Here is a 16,998-nt window from a genome sequence, read left to right on the forward strand (position 1 = left end):
GAGCACAGCCCGATCGGAGGTCTCAGCGGACAACGCTTCGGCGGCCGGAGCGCCGATGACGGCGAGCAAAGCGGTCAAGAAGGTGGCGAGAAGGGCTGTGACGGATCTGTGCCGAGCCACAGCGGTGATCCTTTCGTCGGGAGCGTCCCGACAAGACAATCACGCAATGCAGCTGAACCATAACTCTCCGCTTCTGGATGGAGACGTGACGAACAGGGACGGTCAGGCTTGCCCCTGCGCCACTACCACGCCTACCCCGCTGGGCAATGGCCGGTTGTTGCCGACTTCGGTGTTACCACGCGCTAAAGAAGCGGGTCCGATAGGGATCGGGACATGGTCGCCGCTGCCCAGGCCGAAAGCGCCTGCCAACATACCGATCCTGACAACACATCCTCAGTGTGCGGGGCCGCCGTTGCTGCGGATCGGCGGTGCCTGACACACCTGTCTCCGGACGCGAGAACCGCCTACCTTGCCACCTTGAGCCCCGGATCTGACATCGACGTCCGCGGCGTCACCTTCTCCGAGGACTTGCTCACCGAGCTACTGACCGCGCTCTGTACTCCGCGTACTCCGCAAGGACCTCGCCGGATAGGAACTGCCAACTTCAGTAATGCAGCCTTCACCGGCACCGCGCGGTTCGACGGCGCGACTTTCACCGGCGTCGCGAGGTTCGACGATGCGACCTTCACCGAGACCGCGACCTTCAACGGCGCGACCTTCACCGAGACCGCAAGGTTCGACGGCGCGACTTTCACCGGGACCGCAAGGTTCGACGATGCGACCTTCACCGGCGCCGCCAGGTTCGACGGCGCGACCTTCACCGAGACCGCAAGGTTCGGCGGCGCGACTTTCACCGGGACCGCAAGGTTCGGCGGCGCGACTTTCACGGGGACCGCAAGGTTCGGCGGCGCCATCTTCTCCGGGGGCGCCAGGTTTAACGACACAACCTTCTCCCAGACCGCCGGGTTCGACGAGGCAACCTTCTCCGGCCAAGCCTGGTTCCGCGGCGCGACCTTCTTTTGGGCCGGGTTCGGCGGCGCCATCTTCTCCGGAACCGCAAGGTTCGACGGCGTGGCATTCTCCCAGACCGCCTGGTTCCGCAGCGCGACCTTCGCCGACGCCGCCAGGTTCGACGGCGCAACCTTCTCCTGGGACGCCAGGTTCGACAGGGCGACCTTCTCCGGGATCATCAGGTTCAGTGGCGCGACCTTCACCGGGACCGCAAGGTTCGACGGCGCGACCTTCACCGGCCCCGCAAGGTTCGACGGCGCGACCTTCTCCCAGACCGCCTGGTTCGGGGGCGCGACCTTCTCCCAGACCGCCTGGTTCGGGGGCGCGACCTTCACCGGGACCGCAAGGTTCGACGGCGCGACCTTCACCGGCCCCGCAAGGTTCGACGGCGCGACCTTCACCGGCGCCGCCAGGTTCGACGGCGCGACCTTTTCCGGGACCGCTCTTTTTGCCACAGCGGTTGTGCAGGGCGAGTTGCAGGTTATGGGGATTGCGAAGGATGTGGATGCCAGAAATCTGAGGGGAGAGGGGCGTGTGAGTTTGCGGCTGCGGGCGGCCCGGGTGGATCTGAGCGGCGGAGTGTTGGCCGGTCCGGTGAGCGTGCATGGTTTGGACCGCCCCATCAAAGGCGCGGATGAGACCGCGTTCGCCGATGAGACTGGGCAGGTGCCGCCGGTACGGGTGGTGTCGGTGCGGGGGCTGGACGTTCTCCAGTTGACCTTGACTGATGTGGACCTGTCGCAGTGCCGCTTCGCGGGGTTGCAGCGCGCAGACCAGGTCGTGCTGGATGGCCGATGCGTATTCGCCGATGGCCCGCACGGCCGACGGCGGGTGCTGGCCGAGGAACATCATTGGCGGGCCGCCCGCGCCGTCCGGTCCGGCCGGGACCGGGAGTCGGGCGGGTGGCGACGGTTGCCTGAGCAGGCAGGGCAACGTGTGGAGGTGGTGGGCCCGGCGCGGCTGGAGGTGCTGTACCGGCAGTTGCGCAAGGCGCTGGAGGATGGCAAGAACGAGCCGGGTGCGGCCGACTTCTACTACGGCGAGATGGAGATGCGCCGCGCTGCCGCCACGCGCCCTCCCGAACGGTGGCTGCTCGGGCTGTACTGGGCGATCTCCGGGTACGGGCTGCGGGCCCGTCGCGGCCTGGCTTGGCTGGCGCTGCTCACGGTGTTGTCGATCAGCGGGATGGCGTGGTTCGGGTTCCCGCAGACCGCCAAGGACCAGCAGGCCACCGGCGCCGTGACCACCCCGACGGGGCCGCAGCCGATCACCCTGACCATCCGCCAGTCCAACCCGGTCACATCCCTGGCCGCCCGGGTGGAGAAGGCCACCGAGGTCACCCTCAACGCGGTGATCTTCCGCAACCCCGACGCCGACCTGACCATCGGCGGCCGCTACCTCAACATCGCAGTCCGGATCCTCGGCCCGATCCTGCTGGGCCTCACCATCCTGGCCATCCGCAACCAGGTCAAACGCTGACCGCTAACGAGCATCCCCAGAGACGGCGAAACACCCCGCTCCAGAGGCGGAACGTTCACGTGCTCACGGCCATCCGCGTGGCGGCGCGTCCGTGGACGGCGGCCCGCCCGACCCCGCACGCTCAAGCCCGATCAGGATCCACCGCTGCACTTGCTCCGCGTCCGCGCCGGCATCGCGGAGCAGTTCGACCCCGATCAGGTGCTTCTCCGGGTGCGCGCTCGGTGCGGTGCCGAGGAGGATCCCGGCGACCTGCCCGAGCAGGTCGGTTCGTAGCGTCTCGGCCGGGGGGTGCACCGAGCGGCGGCGCGGCTTCGCGCGGACGGTCGCGATCTCCCGCAGCTCCGCGACCGTCGCCGCCCACACTTCGCCCTCGGGGCGTGTCCAGCCGTGCCGGGTCGCGACGGCGTGAAGCCTCGCGACGATCAGCCGGTCCGGGTCTTGGCGGTACACACCCCCAGTAGAACACTTATTCGAGCGTTGAATGTCCGGTCTCGTACGATATGCGCGTGACGTACATACCCCCGCAAGACCTGGTGGCCCTCAAGCGCGACTTCCTCATCATCGACGCCGGCCTCTCCGGGCACTACGACTTCACCGCCGCGATGCAGCGGCTGCGGGAGCTGACCGACCTCATCCAGGGCCACCCCTGGTGGGCGACTGCCGAGAACGCTTTCGATGCCCGGATGGCGCTCATCAAGGCTGCGAGGGCCGCTCTGCCGGAGGGTTTCCCGAAGGCGATCCCGGAACAGATGCCGTCGGCGCCGGAGCCTGCCTGACAGGCACCACGAATGATCGGTCACGTATCGGCGCAGGGCAAAGGGTGGGGCCCGCCGGGTGCGTGAAGAGCTACGTCGTACCCGCGTTCCCGGCTCGTGCCATCTCAGGCCCGTGGGTCCCCTGACGCGCTCCTCCGCCGCTGTCGACTCGGCGGCGAGGTGGCGCGCTCCGCTCAGCGTACGCCAGACGGGCCGTTGGCCGCGTAGAGCACGTTTCTGCAGGTCATAGCATGTGCGCATGCAGTGGGTCGGGCCGAGGGGATGGGACGTCGAGCTGATCCGCTTGGACGGACGGCCCATGTTCCGGGCTAGGCAGCACCGTTGCCTAGCCCGGCTACTGCGCGAGCGTCCTCGCCCTGGAGGCCGTGCTCGCCCGTGCCGGCCTCACTACTGCCGATCTTGCTGAGGTGATCCGCTCCCGCGCCGTGCAAGGCAGCTCGGGTTCCTGAAGGACATTAAGGGCTATCCCTGGACACGCCGAAACGCCCGCCCCCCGCCGCCGAAGCGGTCGAGAGTGCGGGGCGTTTCGTGTCCTGACGTTCCCGGCTTCGGGGGTTGCCGGTGCTGGAGGTGGGGCGTGGGCCGGCGGTGCGGGTTGAGCTGCCGCATGCCCATCGGAGCAAACACAAGCCGACTTGACATGATTATTTGATTGCCATAATGTGGTTTGTGGATGGCCCAGCAACACCCGGCCTTACCCGGTTCTCCCTGTCACCCACACTCCCGGAGGCACCCGTGATCAGGTTCGACCTTGCCCAGCACCCCAAGGCCGTCGAGGCCGCCATGACGGTCATCACGCAGGCCGCCGACCTCGGCGTGACGTGGAAGCGGCGGACCCTCCCCGCCGCTGCGCTCTTCGCCGCCCAGGAGGTCCACAAGGCCGCGCTCGAACGGGGCTGGACCCGGATGGAGGCGGACATGGTGGCCGCGTTCGTCCTCCAGGTCGGCGCCGAGGACCTCGCCGACGCGGTCCGGGAGAGGGTCATCACCGCCGAGCACGCCAGGGCCGCCATCCCCAGCACCATCCGCTGAACCAGCAGCCCCGCCCCGCCTGAGGCGGGCGGGGCACCCTTCCCGGGAACGACAGAACGGCCCCTCCGTCTCCTCACCGGAAGAGGAGACGGAGGGGCCCTCGGCTGTTCAGGGGCCGGCAGGGTTCAGGCGGCGCGGCGGAACGGCAGCTCGCGCGGGACCGGGTTCCACTTGTCGTCCACGACGGCCACGACGTGCGGGCGGACACCGAACAGGCCGACGCCGGCCGCGACGGCCGACATGAACATGGCGGTCTGGTCGGCGGTCCAGTCGAGACCGAACGCGAGCCCGACCGTCACGGCGGCCTGGGTGAAGCCGATGATGGCCGGGAGGATCTGGTCTCGGGCCACGAAACAGGCGGTGAGCAGGCCGAGCACGGCGGCGGCGCCGGCGTTCACCGCGGCGGTCTGGGTGTGGGACCAGTCGAGGCCGAACGCGACCGCCATCTGGATCGCGGCGGATACGAACGCGAGGATGGTCGCCGGGTCTCGTCCGAGGATCTTCTTCACAGTTGCCTCCTGGGGGTTACGCCGGGCGGCCGGTGCCGCCGGTCGCTCACGGGTCGGTCAGGTGATCGGGGAGGTCCAGGCGGCCGCCTACGTCTGCGGCATACGGGCTCAGTCGTGGACGCGGAGCATCACCGGCCAGGTCTTCGGGCCGACGATCCCGTCGTCGTCGACGCCGCCCCACCGCTGGACGGCCTTCACGGCCGCCTCGGTCGTGTCGTCGAACCTGCCGGTCACGCGCACCTCCGGGTGGCTGCGCGCGAGCAGCAGACCCTGAAGCGACTGGACGTGCTCGCCCGCGTCGCCCCTATTCAGTTCAGGGAGTTTCTTCACGATGTCCTCCGTCCAGTTGCCCCCGCCGTACGCGGGACGTCCGTAACCGGCGATCACGCTGGAGTTCCTGACGCGGCGCTTCACCGCATCCGAGGTGTTCGCCTCAATCGTCTGGAGCCGCCCGCCGCCGAGCACGACCTCGACCAGGCCGACGTGGTCGATCGCGCCAATGGCGTTGGTGGCGCCCCAGTCGAAGAAGACGATGTCGCCGGGCTTGGCGTCGTTGACGCTCGCTGTCGTCCCGCTGTGCCAGCGCCCGGCCTTCTGGAAATCGGTCGCCGCCCACACTGTGTAGGCCCGGTCACCGCCCAGGAGGACGGCGCTGGCGTTGCCGCTGTGCCTCGCCCAGTAGGTGATGGCCATCTGGCACCAGGCCGCGCGGAGGAACTCGTCCCCGTGCCGCTCGGCGTACTCGCGGGTGATCTTGTTCGGCCGGCCCGAGGTGCCGATCCACTTGCGGGCCTCGGCGATCATCCCTGCCGCGCTCATGCGGATGCCCCCGCGCCGCTGCGGAAGGCATGCGTGCGCTTGCACCCGCCGCAGGTGACCCGGCCGAGCCCAGTCGCACTGGTGATCTGCTGGGACGGCCAGCGGCGGCCGACCCCGCACGCGTAGCCGCCGGGCATACGTAGGTGGGTCACGGCTGCCGCCCCTCGCCGCGGAAGGACCCGCCTTCGTCGGGCTCGCCGTACAGCTCCCCGAGGATCTGCTCCTCGTCGGGTTCGGTGGGCCCGGCTTCCGGGTCGGGGATGTCGATACGCGCCATCAGTTCGTTCCTCCCGGGTGATGGTTGATGTGCTGGGTGAGGCGCTCGTCGAGCCCGTCGACCTTCGTCTCGATGCGATCCACCGTGTCCTTGATCGAGTGGCCGCTGTTGGGCGACAGCTCGGTGACGGCGTCGGCGATGCGCACGAACCTGCGGTTCGTCCTCCAGGCCCCGCGGAGAAGGAAGCCGATCGCTGCGACCGCGGCGGCGACGCCGCCGACCCAGATCACGACCTCGCCGAGTTCCTTGATGGTCACAAGGGGCCCCTCTCAGGCCGCAGGGTCGAGAATCAACCACGCGACCTTGGAGGTGTCGGTGGCGTCCTCGCTGGTGATGGTGAAGCTGGTGCCGGCGACGCGGGCGGTGACCGCGACCGCTTTCGGGGCGGCGACGGTGCCGAGCTCCTGGACGGAGAGGAAGATCCGCGAGGTGGCGCCGACCTGGTTGGTGGCGACGGTGGCGGCGCCGGCGGCGAGGGTGGCCTGCCCCATCCGCGCGTTGGCGCCTTCCTTGATATTGAGCCCGGATCCGGCGGGGCCGATCGACAGGTCGCCGGTGAGGGTGCCGCCGGTGGTGCGCAGGTAGGGCGCGACGGCGCCGACCGGGGCGACCTCGGCGAGGTCGGCGAGGTTCACGGCGGGCGCGGCGGCGGGCAGCTGGATCTCGTAGCTGCGGGTGGACTGCGGCGTGGTGAGCTGTTCGGTGACCAGGTACGTGAAATCGGTCGGCAAGAGGTCGCTGTCGTCGGTGGCGGGCAGGTCGACGGTGAAGGCGCCGCCCGCGTCCAGCTGCTTGACGATGCCGCCTCTGGGCAGCAGCACGTTGCCGGTCCCGTCGACGACGCCCTGCTTGGTGGCGAAGGTCACCGACCCGACCGCGGCCGTGCCGTCGAGCTGCAAATAGGTGCCGGACACCGTGACCTTTGAGATATTGACCGGTAGGGGCATGGTCTCTCCTTCAGATGAGGCGCCCGTCGGCGACCGAGTAGAGCTGGATCGGGTACAGGCGGCCGTCCCTGGTGATCCACCACGGGCTTGCCGGTGCGGTCGCCGGCCGCGGCCCGGTCAGGTAGATCTCCGAGATCCGCGTCCGGGCCTGGGTGACGAGCGGCCCGACCAGGCTCACCGCGGCGATACGCGTCGTGGCCTGCGACGGGGCCGGGCCGGTCAGGGCCACCGCGGCGATGCGCGTGGTGGCTTGGGTCGGCGCCGGGCCGACCAGGGAGATGGCCGCGATCTGCGTGGTCGCCATCGGCTACGCCGCCGTCTGGGTGACCCGGACGCGAAGCGCGGACCAGTCCGTGACGGCGGCAAGGTCCTCGGCGGGGACGGTCACCTGGACGTCGGTCCAGGTGGCGCGGACCGTGGAGTCGATGCTGCTGGAGATCACGGTGGCGCCCTGCCGAAGCTCGATCAGCCGCGTCACGGAGGAGGCCGAGGTGTCCCTGCAGCGGATGGTGAGGATCATGTCCTCGTCGGCGCCGGGCGGGACGGTCATGCTCAGGGCCCATTCACCGACGACCGCGACCGGACCGGTCCCGGTCTCGACGTAGGTGCTGTCACGGCCGTCATTGAGATAGGCGGCCTGCGCCAGCCCGGAGGGCAGCGTCGGCGTGATGCTCGGCCACGGGGTGATGTCCGAGGCGGGGTGCACGGTCTGGACACCGGTGGCGGGGGCGAGCAGCACCCCGTACAGCGCCGTGTTGGGCGAGGGTACGTCGGCGGTCCAGGTGTATCCACCGACCTCGGTCAGGTCGGCGATCGCCGCGGCGTTGTCGCCGATGGCGACTTCGCGCTGGGACTGGCCGGCGGTGGCGCCGGAGTAGACGATGCGGCGCGCGGTGAGCTCGGCGGGTTTGGTCCAGGCCGTGATGTTGTTGCTGTTGGGAGACTGGGAGCAGACGATCTCGACGAGCCAGCACCCGTCCATGTCGGTGACGACCGTCGGGGAGACGTGCGTGGCGTGGTTCACCGCGTCGCTGGTGGAGACGATCGCCCGGACCGGGTCGCCCGGATCGGTCCCCGACCACACGCCCAGGCCGACAGCGCCGCGCTCCACCCCGGGCGGCGCCGGGTCCAGGAGCGTGACCAGGGTCCCGGCATCGTCGGGTTTGGCGACCCGGGAGTACACGTGGGTGCGGGTTGTGCCGTTGCTGGTGATGATCTTCCGGCGGAGGTCCCACCCGGCCAGTGCCGGCAGGTCGGCGGAGATGGTGACGCCCATGAGCATGCCGTCCTGCCCCACGGTCTCCGGGGGGATGGTGACGGCCAGGCGCCCGCCCGCAGTCGCGAGAGTGCCGCCCGCAGACGCTCGATACGCGATGGACATCAGAGGGCCTTCCCTTGCTCGGCGATCTGCGCCCAGGCGGCGCGGGATTCCGGGTCGGTGAGCGACCAGGCGCCGGTCTGCGGGTCATCGGCGTCCCAGTACATGAACAGGTCAAACTCGCCCGTGCTGCGCAGCCACGCGGCCGACTCCAGGAGCTCGGCGGGACGCGCGGCCGGATCGGTCGGATGGATCACCCGGCCGAACTCCGGGACGGAGAGGGGCCGGCCGCGCCCGCGGAAGTAGGCGTACCAGCGCTGGAAATTCGCCGCCGTCGCCAGGCTCGTCCGCCCGGCCACAGTTGCCGCGTTGTAGGTGTCAATGCCATAGAAATCCGCGTGGCTGGCCGGGACGATCCAGTCCTCGGCCGCGTACCGCGGACTGCCGGCGCCGCCGGTGACCGGCGCCCCGCTCTTCCACGCCGACCCCAGGTGGACGGGCCCGATGCTGGCGTTGGGGTTGGCGGCCTTGGCCACCTCGTAGAACCGCTGGAACATCTCGACGAATTGCTGCGCGCCGCCAGCGAACGCCGGAGCGGGCGGAGCCGGTTGTGACACTGGCGTATCGTTTTCAGGCTCGTGCCACATGGTCATCCACCAGCGGCGGTCCGTCGGGCCGCTCGCGGCGAGTGCTGTGATGGCCGAGTCCCACACCCCGTCGATCACCTCGACTGGCGGCGCCTTGATGCTGAGGAAGCTGGTCCAGGGCTGCCCGACGTCGGCACCGGACGCGCTGCCGCCGAATGAGGACGGGATGTTGTGGTTGAACTGCCGTCGCACCGTTAGTGGGCCGTAGACGGCGTTCGCCGCCTGGAACGAGCCGGGCGAGGTGTCCGGCCGCCCGACGTACGCGCCGACCAGCAGCCGCAGCGGCGGGGGGCTGGACGCCCGGGCGGTGTAGGAGACGAGCCGACCGTCTTGTACGCCGTACAGCAGCAGCGGCATGTCAGGCCCCGCCCCAGTACTGGTCGAGCCCTTCGGCCATGCCCGTTCCGCCGATCGCTGGCGGCGACGGCGTCAGCGGCTGCGTGTCTAGCCAGATGCAGGGCCTACCGGTCGGCGGCCGATTCGGCCAGCCGCCGGTAGCCGGGTCGCGGCGCACCCACACCGGTACGGTGTCCAGCTCGGCCACCGCCGTCTCCAGCGCCGTGACACGGTTGTCGAGGTCGGTGACCGCGCTGCCGAGGTCGGTCGCGAGCATCTTGTAGCGGGTGCCACCGCCTGCATCGGCCCACAGCTCGGTGATGTTGTCCGGGCCGGAGAACTGGGCGATGGTGCCCTTGGGCAGGGCACCGGCGCCGTCCGCCGAGGTGATGGAGGTGACCGCGGCGCCAGCGGCGTCCAGCAGGTCGAGGTGCTGGACACCGCCGACCTGGGCCGACCAGAACGTGACGACCGCGCCGCCGGCAACGAGGACCTGGTCCTCGGCGCCGAGGGTCATAGTCCAATCGGTGAGGCTCAGGCCGAAGGTGTGCCGCGCCATTTCAGCCCACCATCCACGTAGCCGCCGTATAGACCGTTCGGCCGGCGGGGATGTCCGCTGTCAGCGGGAGGATCGTGACCGCGCCGCTGGATTCGACGAACAGGGCGACCGGGGACCGTGACTGGAACCCGCTTCCAAGCATCCTGAAAGGCGGCCGGAACTGCTGCGCCAAGATCAACGGGGTGGACTCGGCGGCGGTGTCGAGTCCGTTGGTGTTCCACCTGCGCACTGTCATCCGCAAATGCACCACGTTGTTGATCTTGCGGATGAAACAGTCAGAGCTCTTGGTCCAGTGGGTGGCCTGCGGGCCGTTCAGCGTGTAGGTGACGTAGTCGGTGTCCTGATGGAGGACGGTGTCGGTGGTGCCGTTGTAGCCGGTCCATCGGCCCGTGTCGGGCTCGAAGTTGATCTCTCCGAGGCCGGGGTTGGCGCGGCGTTTTCCGGAGTTGGCCGCGCGGACGCGGGTGCCGACGTACACCGGCCGGGGCGTCACCGTCACCGCGGCGGCGCCGTTGGGGACAGGCACCTCGGCGAGCAACTCTTCCCATTTCCCGGTGTCGAATTCGGTGCGGGTGAGGGCGGGCGGGCCGGCGCCGGGGGTGCCGGTGAGCACGACGGCGCGCACGTCCCAGGTCGCGCGGTCCAACTGCAGTACCACCCGGTCGGTGCGGGGCAGGCCGCTGGCGTTGGCGGCGATGGTCAGCGGGACGTCGGTGGACCCGGACGCCCAGGTGAATCCCCGCAGGGACCCGTACAGGTCCTTCTTGACCAGGACTTGCAGCCCGGTGCCGGCCACCACGGGCGCGGGGTCGGCGGGCGATCCGTAGAGGCCGTCGTCGCTGAACCGGGCGGTGATCTTCTCAAGCTCGGCCTCGGTGACGTTGCGGCTGTTGTGATTGGGGCTGGGCCACGAGTTCTGCGCCACGGCACGCCTCCTTCCTTATCGGGCTTCCAGGCGGCCCACGCGGCGGGCCAGCTCCCGCACGGCGCCGACGGTGGTCCGGTCCGTGCTCGCCTCGGCGGTGCCGACGACGCTGGTGACCTGCTCGCCGCCGCGGGGCGTGGCGGTCAGGTGGATCTCGCGGACGATGTCGGCGACCTGGGCGCCGGTCGGCAGCTGTACGGTGACCCGGTCGCCGAGCCCGAAGTCGCGGCCGGCGGCCAGGTCCTCGGTGTCGCGGATGACGGTGGACAGTTCGACCGAGCCCGCCCCGGTGGCGAGGGCTTCCTGCCCTGCCGCGGTGAGCTCGCCGGCGGAGTCGTCGGCGACGTCGCGCCGGTCGACGAACTGTTCGATGCGCCACCAGTCGGCTTCGGCGGCGGTGTCGGTGACGACGACGATGACGCGGTCGGTGCCCTCCCCGCCGCCGCCGACGATGGCGGTGGTCACGGTCGGCGCGGTCAGCTTGTAGCTGAGGCTGGTGAGGTTGCCCAGGCCTTCCGAGATCCGCGCCGTGCCGGTGAGGTCGACCGGCTGGTACACCTCGAACAGCACCTGGCCGCCGGATTGGCGGGTGCGGAACCCCAGCCCGTCGATCGCGGCGACGGTCCGCATCGCGTCGCCGAGCGGCTCGAACCGGGTCCGGAACGTCGCGGCCGTCCCGACGCCGGCGACGGCGCCGAGGGCCAGTGTCGGGATCTGCCGGGCGGCCAGCGCGGTCGGGCCGCAGTTCTCGGAGACGAGGGTCCGCAGGATCGTCTCGGTGCCCGTCGCGGAGAACGCCCGTTCGAGGGGCTGGCTGGCGCTGTCGGCGGGCAGGCCCGGATCGGGGTAGGTGAGGTTCCCGACGATCTTGGCGAGGTCGTCGGTGACGTTCACGGTGATCGGGCCAGGCCCGCTGGTGGCGTTGCGGTCGCCCTGCTGGGGGACCTCCATCGGCCCGGCGCACCACACCTGCCCGTCGCGGATGACGACCAGCCGCGCGCCGGGCTGCAGCTGCGCGAGCACCTCGTTCGAGGCGGGCACCACCAGGGTCCCGGACGCCGGCTCGTTGAACTTGCTGGTGATGTCCAGGCTCGTCCAGGTCGTCACCGGGTCGCCCTGCACGGCCAGGTCCTGGTCGGTGACCAGCAGCCGGATCATGCGGACTCGTAGCGCGGGAAGAACGACAGGTCGACCGCAGACCCGGCGGCGGCGCCGTCCAACTGGAAGGTCACGCTGTTCGGGCCCGGCCGCAACGGCCACAGCACGGCGCCGGGCCAGTTCAGCGCGGCGGTCCAGTTGGAGCCGTCCTGGTAGCGGACGCGCGGCGGGTCGGTGGAGATGGTGACCTGCTCGCCGGCGAGGAGGTTCCCGTGCCCGATGTCGGGGGCGTCTGGGTCCAGGGCGAAGGCCTCGCCGGTGTCCTCATGGGTGGCGGTGATGAGGCTGGCCGGGCCGGTGATGACCCAGTCGGGCCAGGCGTCCACCTCGCCACGCACCAGGATGGTGGTGGCGCCCAGCACCTGCCCCGACGAGATCGACGGGTACGGCTGAAGGTAGTCCTCGCCGGTGGCGAACTCGCGGTGAACCGGCTGCGCGACCGTGTCCCGCCAGTACGGGTCCTCGCAAAACAGCGTGATCACGGCGTTGTCGCTGGTGATGCCGGTGCCCTGCTTGCCCTGTCCCTCGAACCCTCCCTGGTAGTAGGCGTCGATACGGCGGGCGGTGCCGTCCGGGCGCGCGATCTCCAGCGTGCCCGGGCCGAGACGCGTCGTCTGGGTGAACGCCGCCATCAGCGCCCGCCAGCGCCCCAGGAACTCGCTGTGGTCGTCGCCGTAGACGTGCAGCGGCCACACGATGCTCCGTGGCTGCGGCTGGATGTGCCGGACGCCGGCGCCGCCACGAGTCCGGTCGTCGGTGGCCAGCTCGATCGGCGCGGCGTCCAGGCCCGATACCCCCTCGGACTCGGTGAACCAGCCGCGCGGCCAGTCGGTCAGCGGCCAGGTGGTCCCGTCGGGCGCCCGCCAGGTCGCGACCGCGAACCCGATCTTGGGGAAGCCGGCGCCGGGCCCGGCGCCGGGCGGTGCTGCCAGGATCGGCATTAGCGCGGCCTCCCCGTCCGGTTACGCGCGTCGCGCTGGCGCTGCAGCAGCTCCACGTCCCGCACCGTCAGGTCGAGGGTGCGGGGGTAGAAGTTGTAGGTGTCGCCGCCGCGTTCGCCGCTGCTGTTGTCCAGGGCCTTTTCGGCGATGTCCCATTGCCGCGGGTTCAGCAGCGCCTCGGGACGGCCTGTGTGGTTGTCGACCACCGCGCGGCCAGGCGGCACGTATCCGCCGTCGTCGTACAGCAGCGGCCCGTACCCGGGGACGACGCCGCCGGGGTCGCCGGCCAGGCCGAGGAACTTGGCGGCCTGGCCGCCGCTGCGGCCGTCCAGGAACCGATCGGCCAGCGCGCGGCCGACGATGCCGCCCGCCTCCAACCCGGGCGGGTACCCCCACCAGGGCGTGGAGCGGGTCAGCGGATGCTCCGACACGCGGGTGCCGGTCCGGGCCGCCTCCACCACCCAGGTCCGGCCACCATCGACCCGCGAGGCCATGTAGGTGTGCCCGGGGTGGGGCTGGCCGACCGCGCCGGGGCGCGGGCCGGGGATGGTCCGAAGGTGCTGCCGCTGGGTGTAGGTGGTGCGGGTGATGTCGCGGCCGGTGCCGTCCAGCCATCCCCGCATCGTCAGCCCGGAGCAGTCGATGCCGTCCTTGCTGGTGCCGCCCCACTTGTACCAGGTGCCGATGTATTTGCGGGCGGCGTTCACCGCGGCTTGGCTGCCGCCGCCGAAGCCTTTCTTGAACGCGCCGATGACCTGGCTGGCTGCGGTCCAGGCGGCGTCCAGCAGCCGCTGCGGGATCTTGCTCATCGCCGTGCCCCACGGGTCCACGGCTAGGTGTCTGGCGCTCGGGACGAGCTCGCGCGCCAGCCGGTCCCAGGTCTTCTTCGGGTCGTCGAGCAGCGCGAGACCGGCGCTGCCGATGTCGGTCACCTTCGACGCGGCCTTGCGGATTCCGCCCAGCACGTCACCGAGGACGCCGCCCTTGGCGAGCATCTGGAGGTCGCCGCCGGCGGCCGCCCACAGTGCCCGTGCCCTGCCCCGGTATTTGGGGTCGGTGGGGATGACGTACTCGGGGTGCCGGGGGTCGCCCTCGCCGACGATCGCCATGGGGCGGTTGGTCTTCATCGGCACGGCTCGGGCCGCGTTGGCCAGGGTGTCGCCGGCGGCGAGCGCGGGGACGGGGCCGAGCTGGAGCCCGCCGGGAAGGTGCAGCCAGTTGATGACCTTGTTCCACAGGGGGCGGATGCCCTTGCCGTATCCGACGTTGATGATCCAGTTGATGGGGCGTTTCACGCCTGCTGGCAGCCGGTCCCAGGCATCCCGCATGGCCTGGACCCCGCGGTGGAAGGCGATGCGCATTGCCGTCATCAGGTCGCGGACTGCGCCGCTGACCACGGACGTCATGCGCTTGGTCAGCGCCAACGTCCACCCCCAGAACCCGGACCAGCTGAGCCGCAGCGGCGGGAGCCCACCGAACAGGGTTCGGTGCATTCCGCGCAGCCCGGTGCCCACGGCCTCGGTGGAGTCGCGGAAGGCGCCCTGCAGCGCGCCGGGCAGCCAGTCGGCGAACCGCGCCGTTTCGTCGCCGAGGGTCTTGAAACCGGAGGTGAACTGGTCTTTCATCTGCGGCCAGAAGGTGACCGCGAGGTACCCGATCACGGCGCCGAACGGGCCGCCGAAGAGGAGCCCGATGCCGGTTCCGAAGATCTGCGCCCAGGAAAGGAAACGGTTCCCGTCGTCCTCGGCGCCCTTCAGCCCCTCCCCGACCCCGGAGATTTTGCCGGTCGCGTTCTCGGCGGCGCCGCCGACGCGTCCGAAAGCGCCTGCGATGTCGTCAACGGTCGCGAGCAGGTCCTCCTTGAAGAACACGACGATTTCGCCGAGGATCTCGGAGAGTTTCGGCCACCACGTCTGCCAGGTGTCGTAGGCGTCGCGGAACAGTTCGGCCAAGCCGCGCAGGGCAGGCCGGATCCACCTCGTCCAGGCGGACGAGATCGCCTGCCGGACCTCCAGCCAGACCCTGTTGACGATCTTGCGGAAGGTCTCCGACCGGCGGTAGGCGGTGTAGAGCCCGAACGCGAGCGCGGCGACCGCCAGGACGACGATCCCGATCGGGTTCATCGCCATGACGATGTTCAGCACGCGGATCACCGGGGTGAGGATCCGCACTGCGGCGGTGAGGGCGACGAATCCGCCGACGAGCGCGGTCAGCACGTCCGGGGGCAGCGCGGCCAGGATGCCGGTGAACCCCTTGACGATCTCCAGGCTGATGCCCGACAGGGGCAGGAGCGCCGGGACCAGGTTCGAGACGATCTGGACCAGGTTGTTGAAGATGACCGTCAGCGCCGGGAGGTGCTGGCGGACGTGGTCCATGAACTCCCGGAAGGAGTCCGACGACCGCAGCGACTGGCCCCAGCGGGCGAACCGGGCGGTGAGGCGCTCGATCCCGGAGGCCATCCGGGGCGCGTGCGGAAGGAAGGCGCTGAAGATGCCGCCGATGCCTTTGGCGACGTTGCCGGTCGACCGCAGCATCGACGGCAGCGCCTTGCGGGCGACCTTGTTGATCTCGCCGGTGAACCTGGCGAAGCGGCCGTCCTTGACGGCCCGCTCGACCGGGACGAGAAAGTCCCACAGGGCGTCGGCGCCGGTGCGCACCAGTGGTGTCAGGCCGGGCAGGGCCCGCCGCGCGATCTGCACGCCTTTCGCGAACACCGGCATGGTGTCCACGGCGAGCGCGTCGGACCAGTCCTTGAATTCCTCCTTCAGCTTGATGAACTCGATGGTCAAGACGCGGGTGGCCGGCGGCATTTTGGCCAGCGCGTCGTTGTATGCCTTCTGTGCCGCTGCGGCCTGCGCGCCGCCGACCGCGGCGGCCTCTTGCGCCTTGGTGTACAGGTCGGAGGCTTTGGTCACCGCCCCGAGCTGCGGCTTGGCCGCCAGCGCGAACGCGCCGAGCGCCGCGAGCGCGGTGCCGTACGCTGCGGCCGCCGCCCCGGCCCCGGCTGTTAAAGCCATGCCCGCGGTCGTCGCCGCCGGCGCCAGGGTGAGCAGGGTCGCGACCAGTGCCGCGGCCCTGGAGTTCAGCACGTCGAAAGCGCGGGACGAGCCGACGGCGTCCAGGCCGCGGCGGATGTTGGCGGCCAGTGCCTGGACGCGGCCCATCGCGCGCTGCATCAGCCGCTCGTCGACGCGTACCGGGATGTCGACGCCCAGGCCACGCTGCGCTTCGAGTAGCCGGATGCGGAGCAGTTCGCGGAAGCCGGTCATCTCCGGGAGGATCTGGACGCCGACTGCAGCGGCTTGGATCATCGTCACGGCTGCTCACCCCCAGCCGCTGGTCAAGTCTCCTGTTGTGGTCCTGCACCCCCCGGCGCCGGGGGCGGGTCGAACTGCGCCAGGTACCGCTGGATCCGCTCGAACCGTTCGGCCATCGCCTCGGCGCCACCCTCTGCCGCCTCGGCGGGCTCGCCGCCCTCACCGTCGCCGTGGCCGTCATCGCCATGGTTGGGGCGCGGCAGCCGATGGAACTCCGGCAGCTCGATGGGCTCGGTCGTGGGGATGGAGGCCAGCTGCGCGATCCGGAGTTCCTGCAGCAGCTCCTGGACGTCGGCGAGGAGATGCGTGTCGTCCGACCACCGGCGCCCGTCGACGTCGCCGCCGAGCCGGGCCTTCGTGCGGCTGTTGGGTGGAAGCTGCGACACCAGCACGAACAGGCGCCGCAGCGTCATCCGCCCCCGGTGGTAGGCGGCCAGCTGGTCGCGGCCGCGGGGGTAGTACTGGGCCAGGTCTGCCTCTACCTCTTCCGGCGCGGCCTGGAGCGTTTGGAGGATCCACGCTGCTTTCCCCGGCCGAGCCCGGACCGCTCAGTCAGCCGGTCCATCAGCCGCCGGAACTTCCCGAGGCTGAAGTCCGGCGTGTCGGTGTAGTCCAGGAACGCCTTGACTTCCTCCTCGGGGAGGGCGTCCTCGGCGATGGCCTCCAGGTCGTCCTCGCTGGTGGCGGCGTACGCCCACTCGGTCATGGGCTTGAAGTGGTAGACGCGGCCGCCGAGGCGGACGGCGATGCGGCCGCCCGTGGCTTCGCGCTCTTGGGCTTCGGCGGCTTCCTCGGCGTCGATGTCGATGTCGACGGCCTCGTCGTCGTAGCCGGCGCCGGGCGTGTCCTTGGCCATGCGTGTCCCCTTTTCGCGGGTCTGCGGGTCTGCGGGTCGGATGGGGGTGGCGGCGGCCAGGGCGGTGACCCGCGAGGCCGTCCCGGCCGCC

Annotated in this window: 19 protein-coding genes and 1 pseudogene; 4 read left to right on the forward strand and 16 right to left on the reverse strand. The window is 70.5% G+C overall.

Translation table 11 applies throughout. From position 1 onward, the window contains the following. Window positions 1-333: 333 nt before the first annotated feature. Both ACH34S_RS11685 and ACH34S_RS11690 read left to right on the forward strand, forming a co-directional pair. Window positions 334-1,404, forward strand: a pseudogene (locus ACH34S_RS11685) (pentapeptide repeat-containing protein); the annotation flags it as partial. Window positions 1,405-1,545: 141 nt separating this feature from the next. Beyond that, the gene (locus ACH34S_RS11690; RefSeq protein WP_395953339.1) at window positions 1,546-2,490 is read left to right on the forward strand and encodes a hypothetical protein; all 945 of its coding nucleotides are present in this window, start codon (window positions 1,546-1,548) and stop codon (window positions 2,488-2,490) included. Between the two features lie 63 nt (window positions 2,491-2,553). Here ACH34S_RS11690 and ACH34S_RS11695 read toward each other — a convergent pair whose 3' ends face one another. Further along, window positions 2,554-2,940, reverse strand: coding sequence for a hypothetical protein (locus ACH34S_RS11695; RefSeq protein ID WP_395952550.1), 387 nt, complete (start codon window positions 2,938-2,940; stop codon window positions 2,554-2,556). Window positions 2,941-2,996: 56 nt separating this feature from the next. On the opposite strand from ACH34S_RS11695, the gene ACH34S_RS11700 reads away from it, so the two are divergent. Further along, entirely contained in the window at window positions 2,997-3,266 is a 270-nt protein-coding gene (locus ACH34S_RS11700) for a hypothetical protein (RefSeq protein ID WP_395952551.1), read from the forward strand. A 735-nt stretch (window positions 3,267-4,001) separates the two neighbouring features. Then, window positions 4,002-4,298, forward strand: a complete 297-nt coding sequence (locus ACH34S_RS11705) for a hypothetical protein (RefSeq protein ID WP_395952552.1) — start codon at window positions 4,002-4,004, stop codon at window positions 4,296-4,298. Window positions 4,299-4,423: 125 nt separating this feature from the next. Here the strand turns inward: ACH34S_RS11705 and ACH34S_RS11710 are convergent, their stop codons facing one another. The 15 genes from ACH34S_RS11710 to ACH34S_RS11780 all read right to left on the reverse strand — a co-directional run bounded on the left by ACH34S_RS11710 (window position 4,424) and on the right by ACH34S_RS11780 (window position 16,907). Next, on the reverse strand, window positions 4,424-4,807 hold the full coding sequence (locus ACH34S_RS11710) for a hypothetical protein (protein ID WP_395952553.1): 384 nt from the start codon (window positions 4,805-4,807) through the stop codon (window positions 4,424-4,426). Window positions 4,808-4,915: 108 nt separating this feature from the next. Beyond that, window positions 4,916-5,626 (reverse strand): peptidoglycan-binding protein, encoded by a 711-nt coding sequence (locus ACH34S_RS11715; protein ID WP_395952554.1) that lies wholly within the window; start codon window positions 5,624-5,626, stop codon window positions 4,916-4,918. A 148-nt stretch (window positions 5,627-5,774) separates the two neighbouring features. Further along, window positions 5,775-5,903, reverse strand: a complete 129-nt coding sequence (locus tag ACH34S_RS11720) for a hypothetical protein (protein ID WP_395952555.1) — start codon at window positions 5,901-5,903, stop codon at window positions 5,775-5,777. Beyond that, window positions 5,903-6,160 carry a hypothetical protein gene (locus ACH34S_RS11725; protein ID WP_395952556.1) on the reverse strand — a complete coding sequence of 86 codons (258 nt, stop codon included), beginning with the start codon at window positions 6,158-6,160 and terminating at the stop codon, window positions 5,903-5,905. Before ACH34S_RS11725 ends, ACH34S_RS11720 begins: the two co-directional genes overlap by 1 nt. A gap of 12 nt (window positions 6,161-6,172) precedes the next feature. Beyond that, complete coding sequence (locus ACH34S_RS11730) at window positions 6,173-6,850, reverse strand: hypothetical protein (protein WP_395952557.1); 678 nt, start codon at window positions 6,848-6,850, stop codon at window positions 6,173-6,175. A 10-nt stretch (window positions 6,851-6,860) separates the two neighbouring features. Continuing rightward, window positions 6,861-7,154 (reverse strand): hypothetical protein, encoded by a 294-nt coding sequence (locus tag ACH34S_RS11735; protein ID WP_395952558.1) that lies wholly within the window; start codon window positions 7,152-7,154, stop codon window positions 6,861-6,863. Between the two features lie 3 nt (window positions 7,155-7,157). After that, window positions 7,158-8,231, reverse strand: coding sequence for a hypothetical protein (locus tag ACH34S_RS11740; RefSeq protein ID WP_395952559.1), 1,074 nt, complete (start codon window positions 8,229-8,231; stop codon window positions 7,158-7,160). Further along, window positions 8,231-9,172 carry a hypothetical protein gene (locus ACH34S_RS11745; RefSeq protein WP_395952560.1) on the reverse strand — a complete coding sequence of 314 codons (942 nt, stop codon included), beginning with the start codon at window positions 9,170-9,172 and terminating at the stop codon, window positions 8,231-8,233. Before ACH34S_RS11745 ends, ACH34S_RS11740 begins: the two co-directional genes overlap by 1 nt. A 1-nt stretch (window position 9,173) precedes the next feature. Continuing rightward, on the reverse strand, window positions 9,174-9,710 hold the full coding sequence (locus ACH34S_RS11750) for a hypothetical protein (protein ID WP_395952561.1): 537 nt from the start codon (window positions 9,708-9,710) through the stop codon (window positions 9,174-9,176). Between the two features lies 1 nt (window position 9,711). Continuing rightward, a complete protein-coding gene (locus ACH34S_RS11755; protein ID WP_395952562.1) occupies window positions 9,712-10,635 on the reverse strand; it encodes a hypothetical protein in 924 nt (307 codons plus the stop codon). 15 nt (window positions 10,636-10,650) lie between these two features. Then, the gene (locus tag ACH34S_RS11760) at window positions 10,651-11,793 is read right to left on the reverse strand and encodes a siphovirus ReqiPepy6 Gp37-like family protein (RefSeq protein WP_395952564.1); all 1,143 of its coding nucleotides are present in this window, start codon (window positions 11,791-11,793) and stop codon (window positions 10,651-10,653) included. Next, entirely contained in the window at window positions 11,790-12,734 is a 945-nt protein-coding gene (locus ACH34S_RS11765; RefSeq protein WP_395952565.1) for a hypothetical protein, read from the reverse strand. Before ACH34S_RS11765 ends, ACH34S_RS11760 begins: the two co-directional genes overlap by 4 nt. Further along, a complete protein-coding gene (locus tag ACH34S_RS11770) occupies window positions 12,734-16,045 on the reverse strand; it encodes an NlpC/P60 family protein (protein WP_395953309.1) in 3,312 nt (1,103 codons plus the stop codon). Before ACH34S_RS11770 ends, ACH34S_RS11765 begins: the two co-directional genes overlap by 1 nt. A gap of 29 nt (window positions 16,046-16,074) precedes the next feature. Then, window positions 16,075-16,464: a hypothetical protein gene (locus ACH34S_RS11775; protein ID WP_395952566.1), complete on the reverse strand. Its 390-nt coding sequence runs from the start codon at window positions 16,462-16,464 to the stop codon at window positions 16,075-16,077. A 65-nt stretch (window positions 16,465-16,529) separates the two neighbouring features. Further along, on the reverse strand, window positions 16,530-16,907 hold the full coding sequence (locus tag ACH34S_RS11780; protein ID WP_395952567.1) for a hypothetical protein: 378 nt from the start codon (window positions 16,905-16,907) through the stop codon (window positions 16,530-16,532). Window positions 16,908-16,998 lie beyond the last annotated feature (91 nt).

Source organism: Actinomadura sp. 3N508 (genome assembly GCF_044326375.1).
Lineage (GTDB): Bacteria > Actinomycetota > Actinomycetes > Streptosporangiales > Streptosporangiaceae > Spirillospora.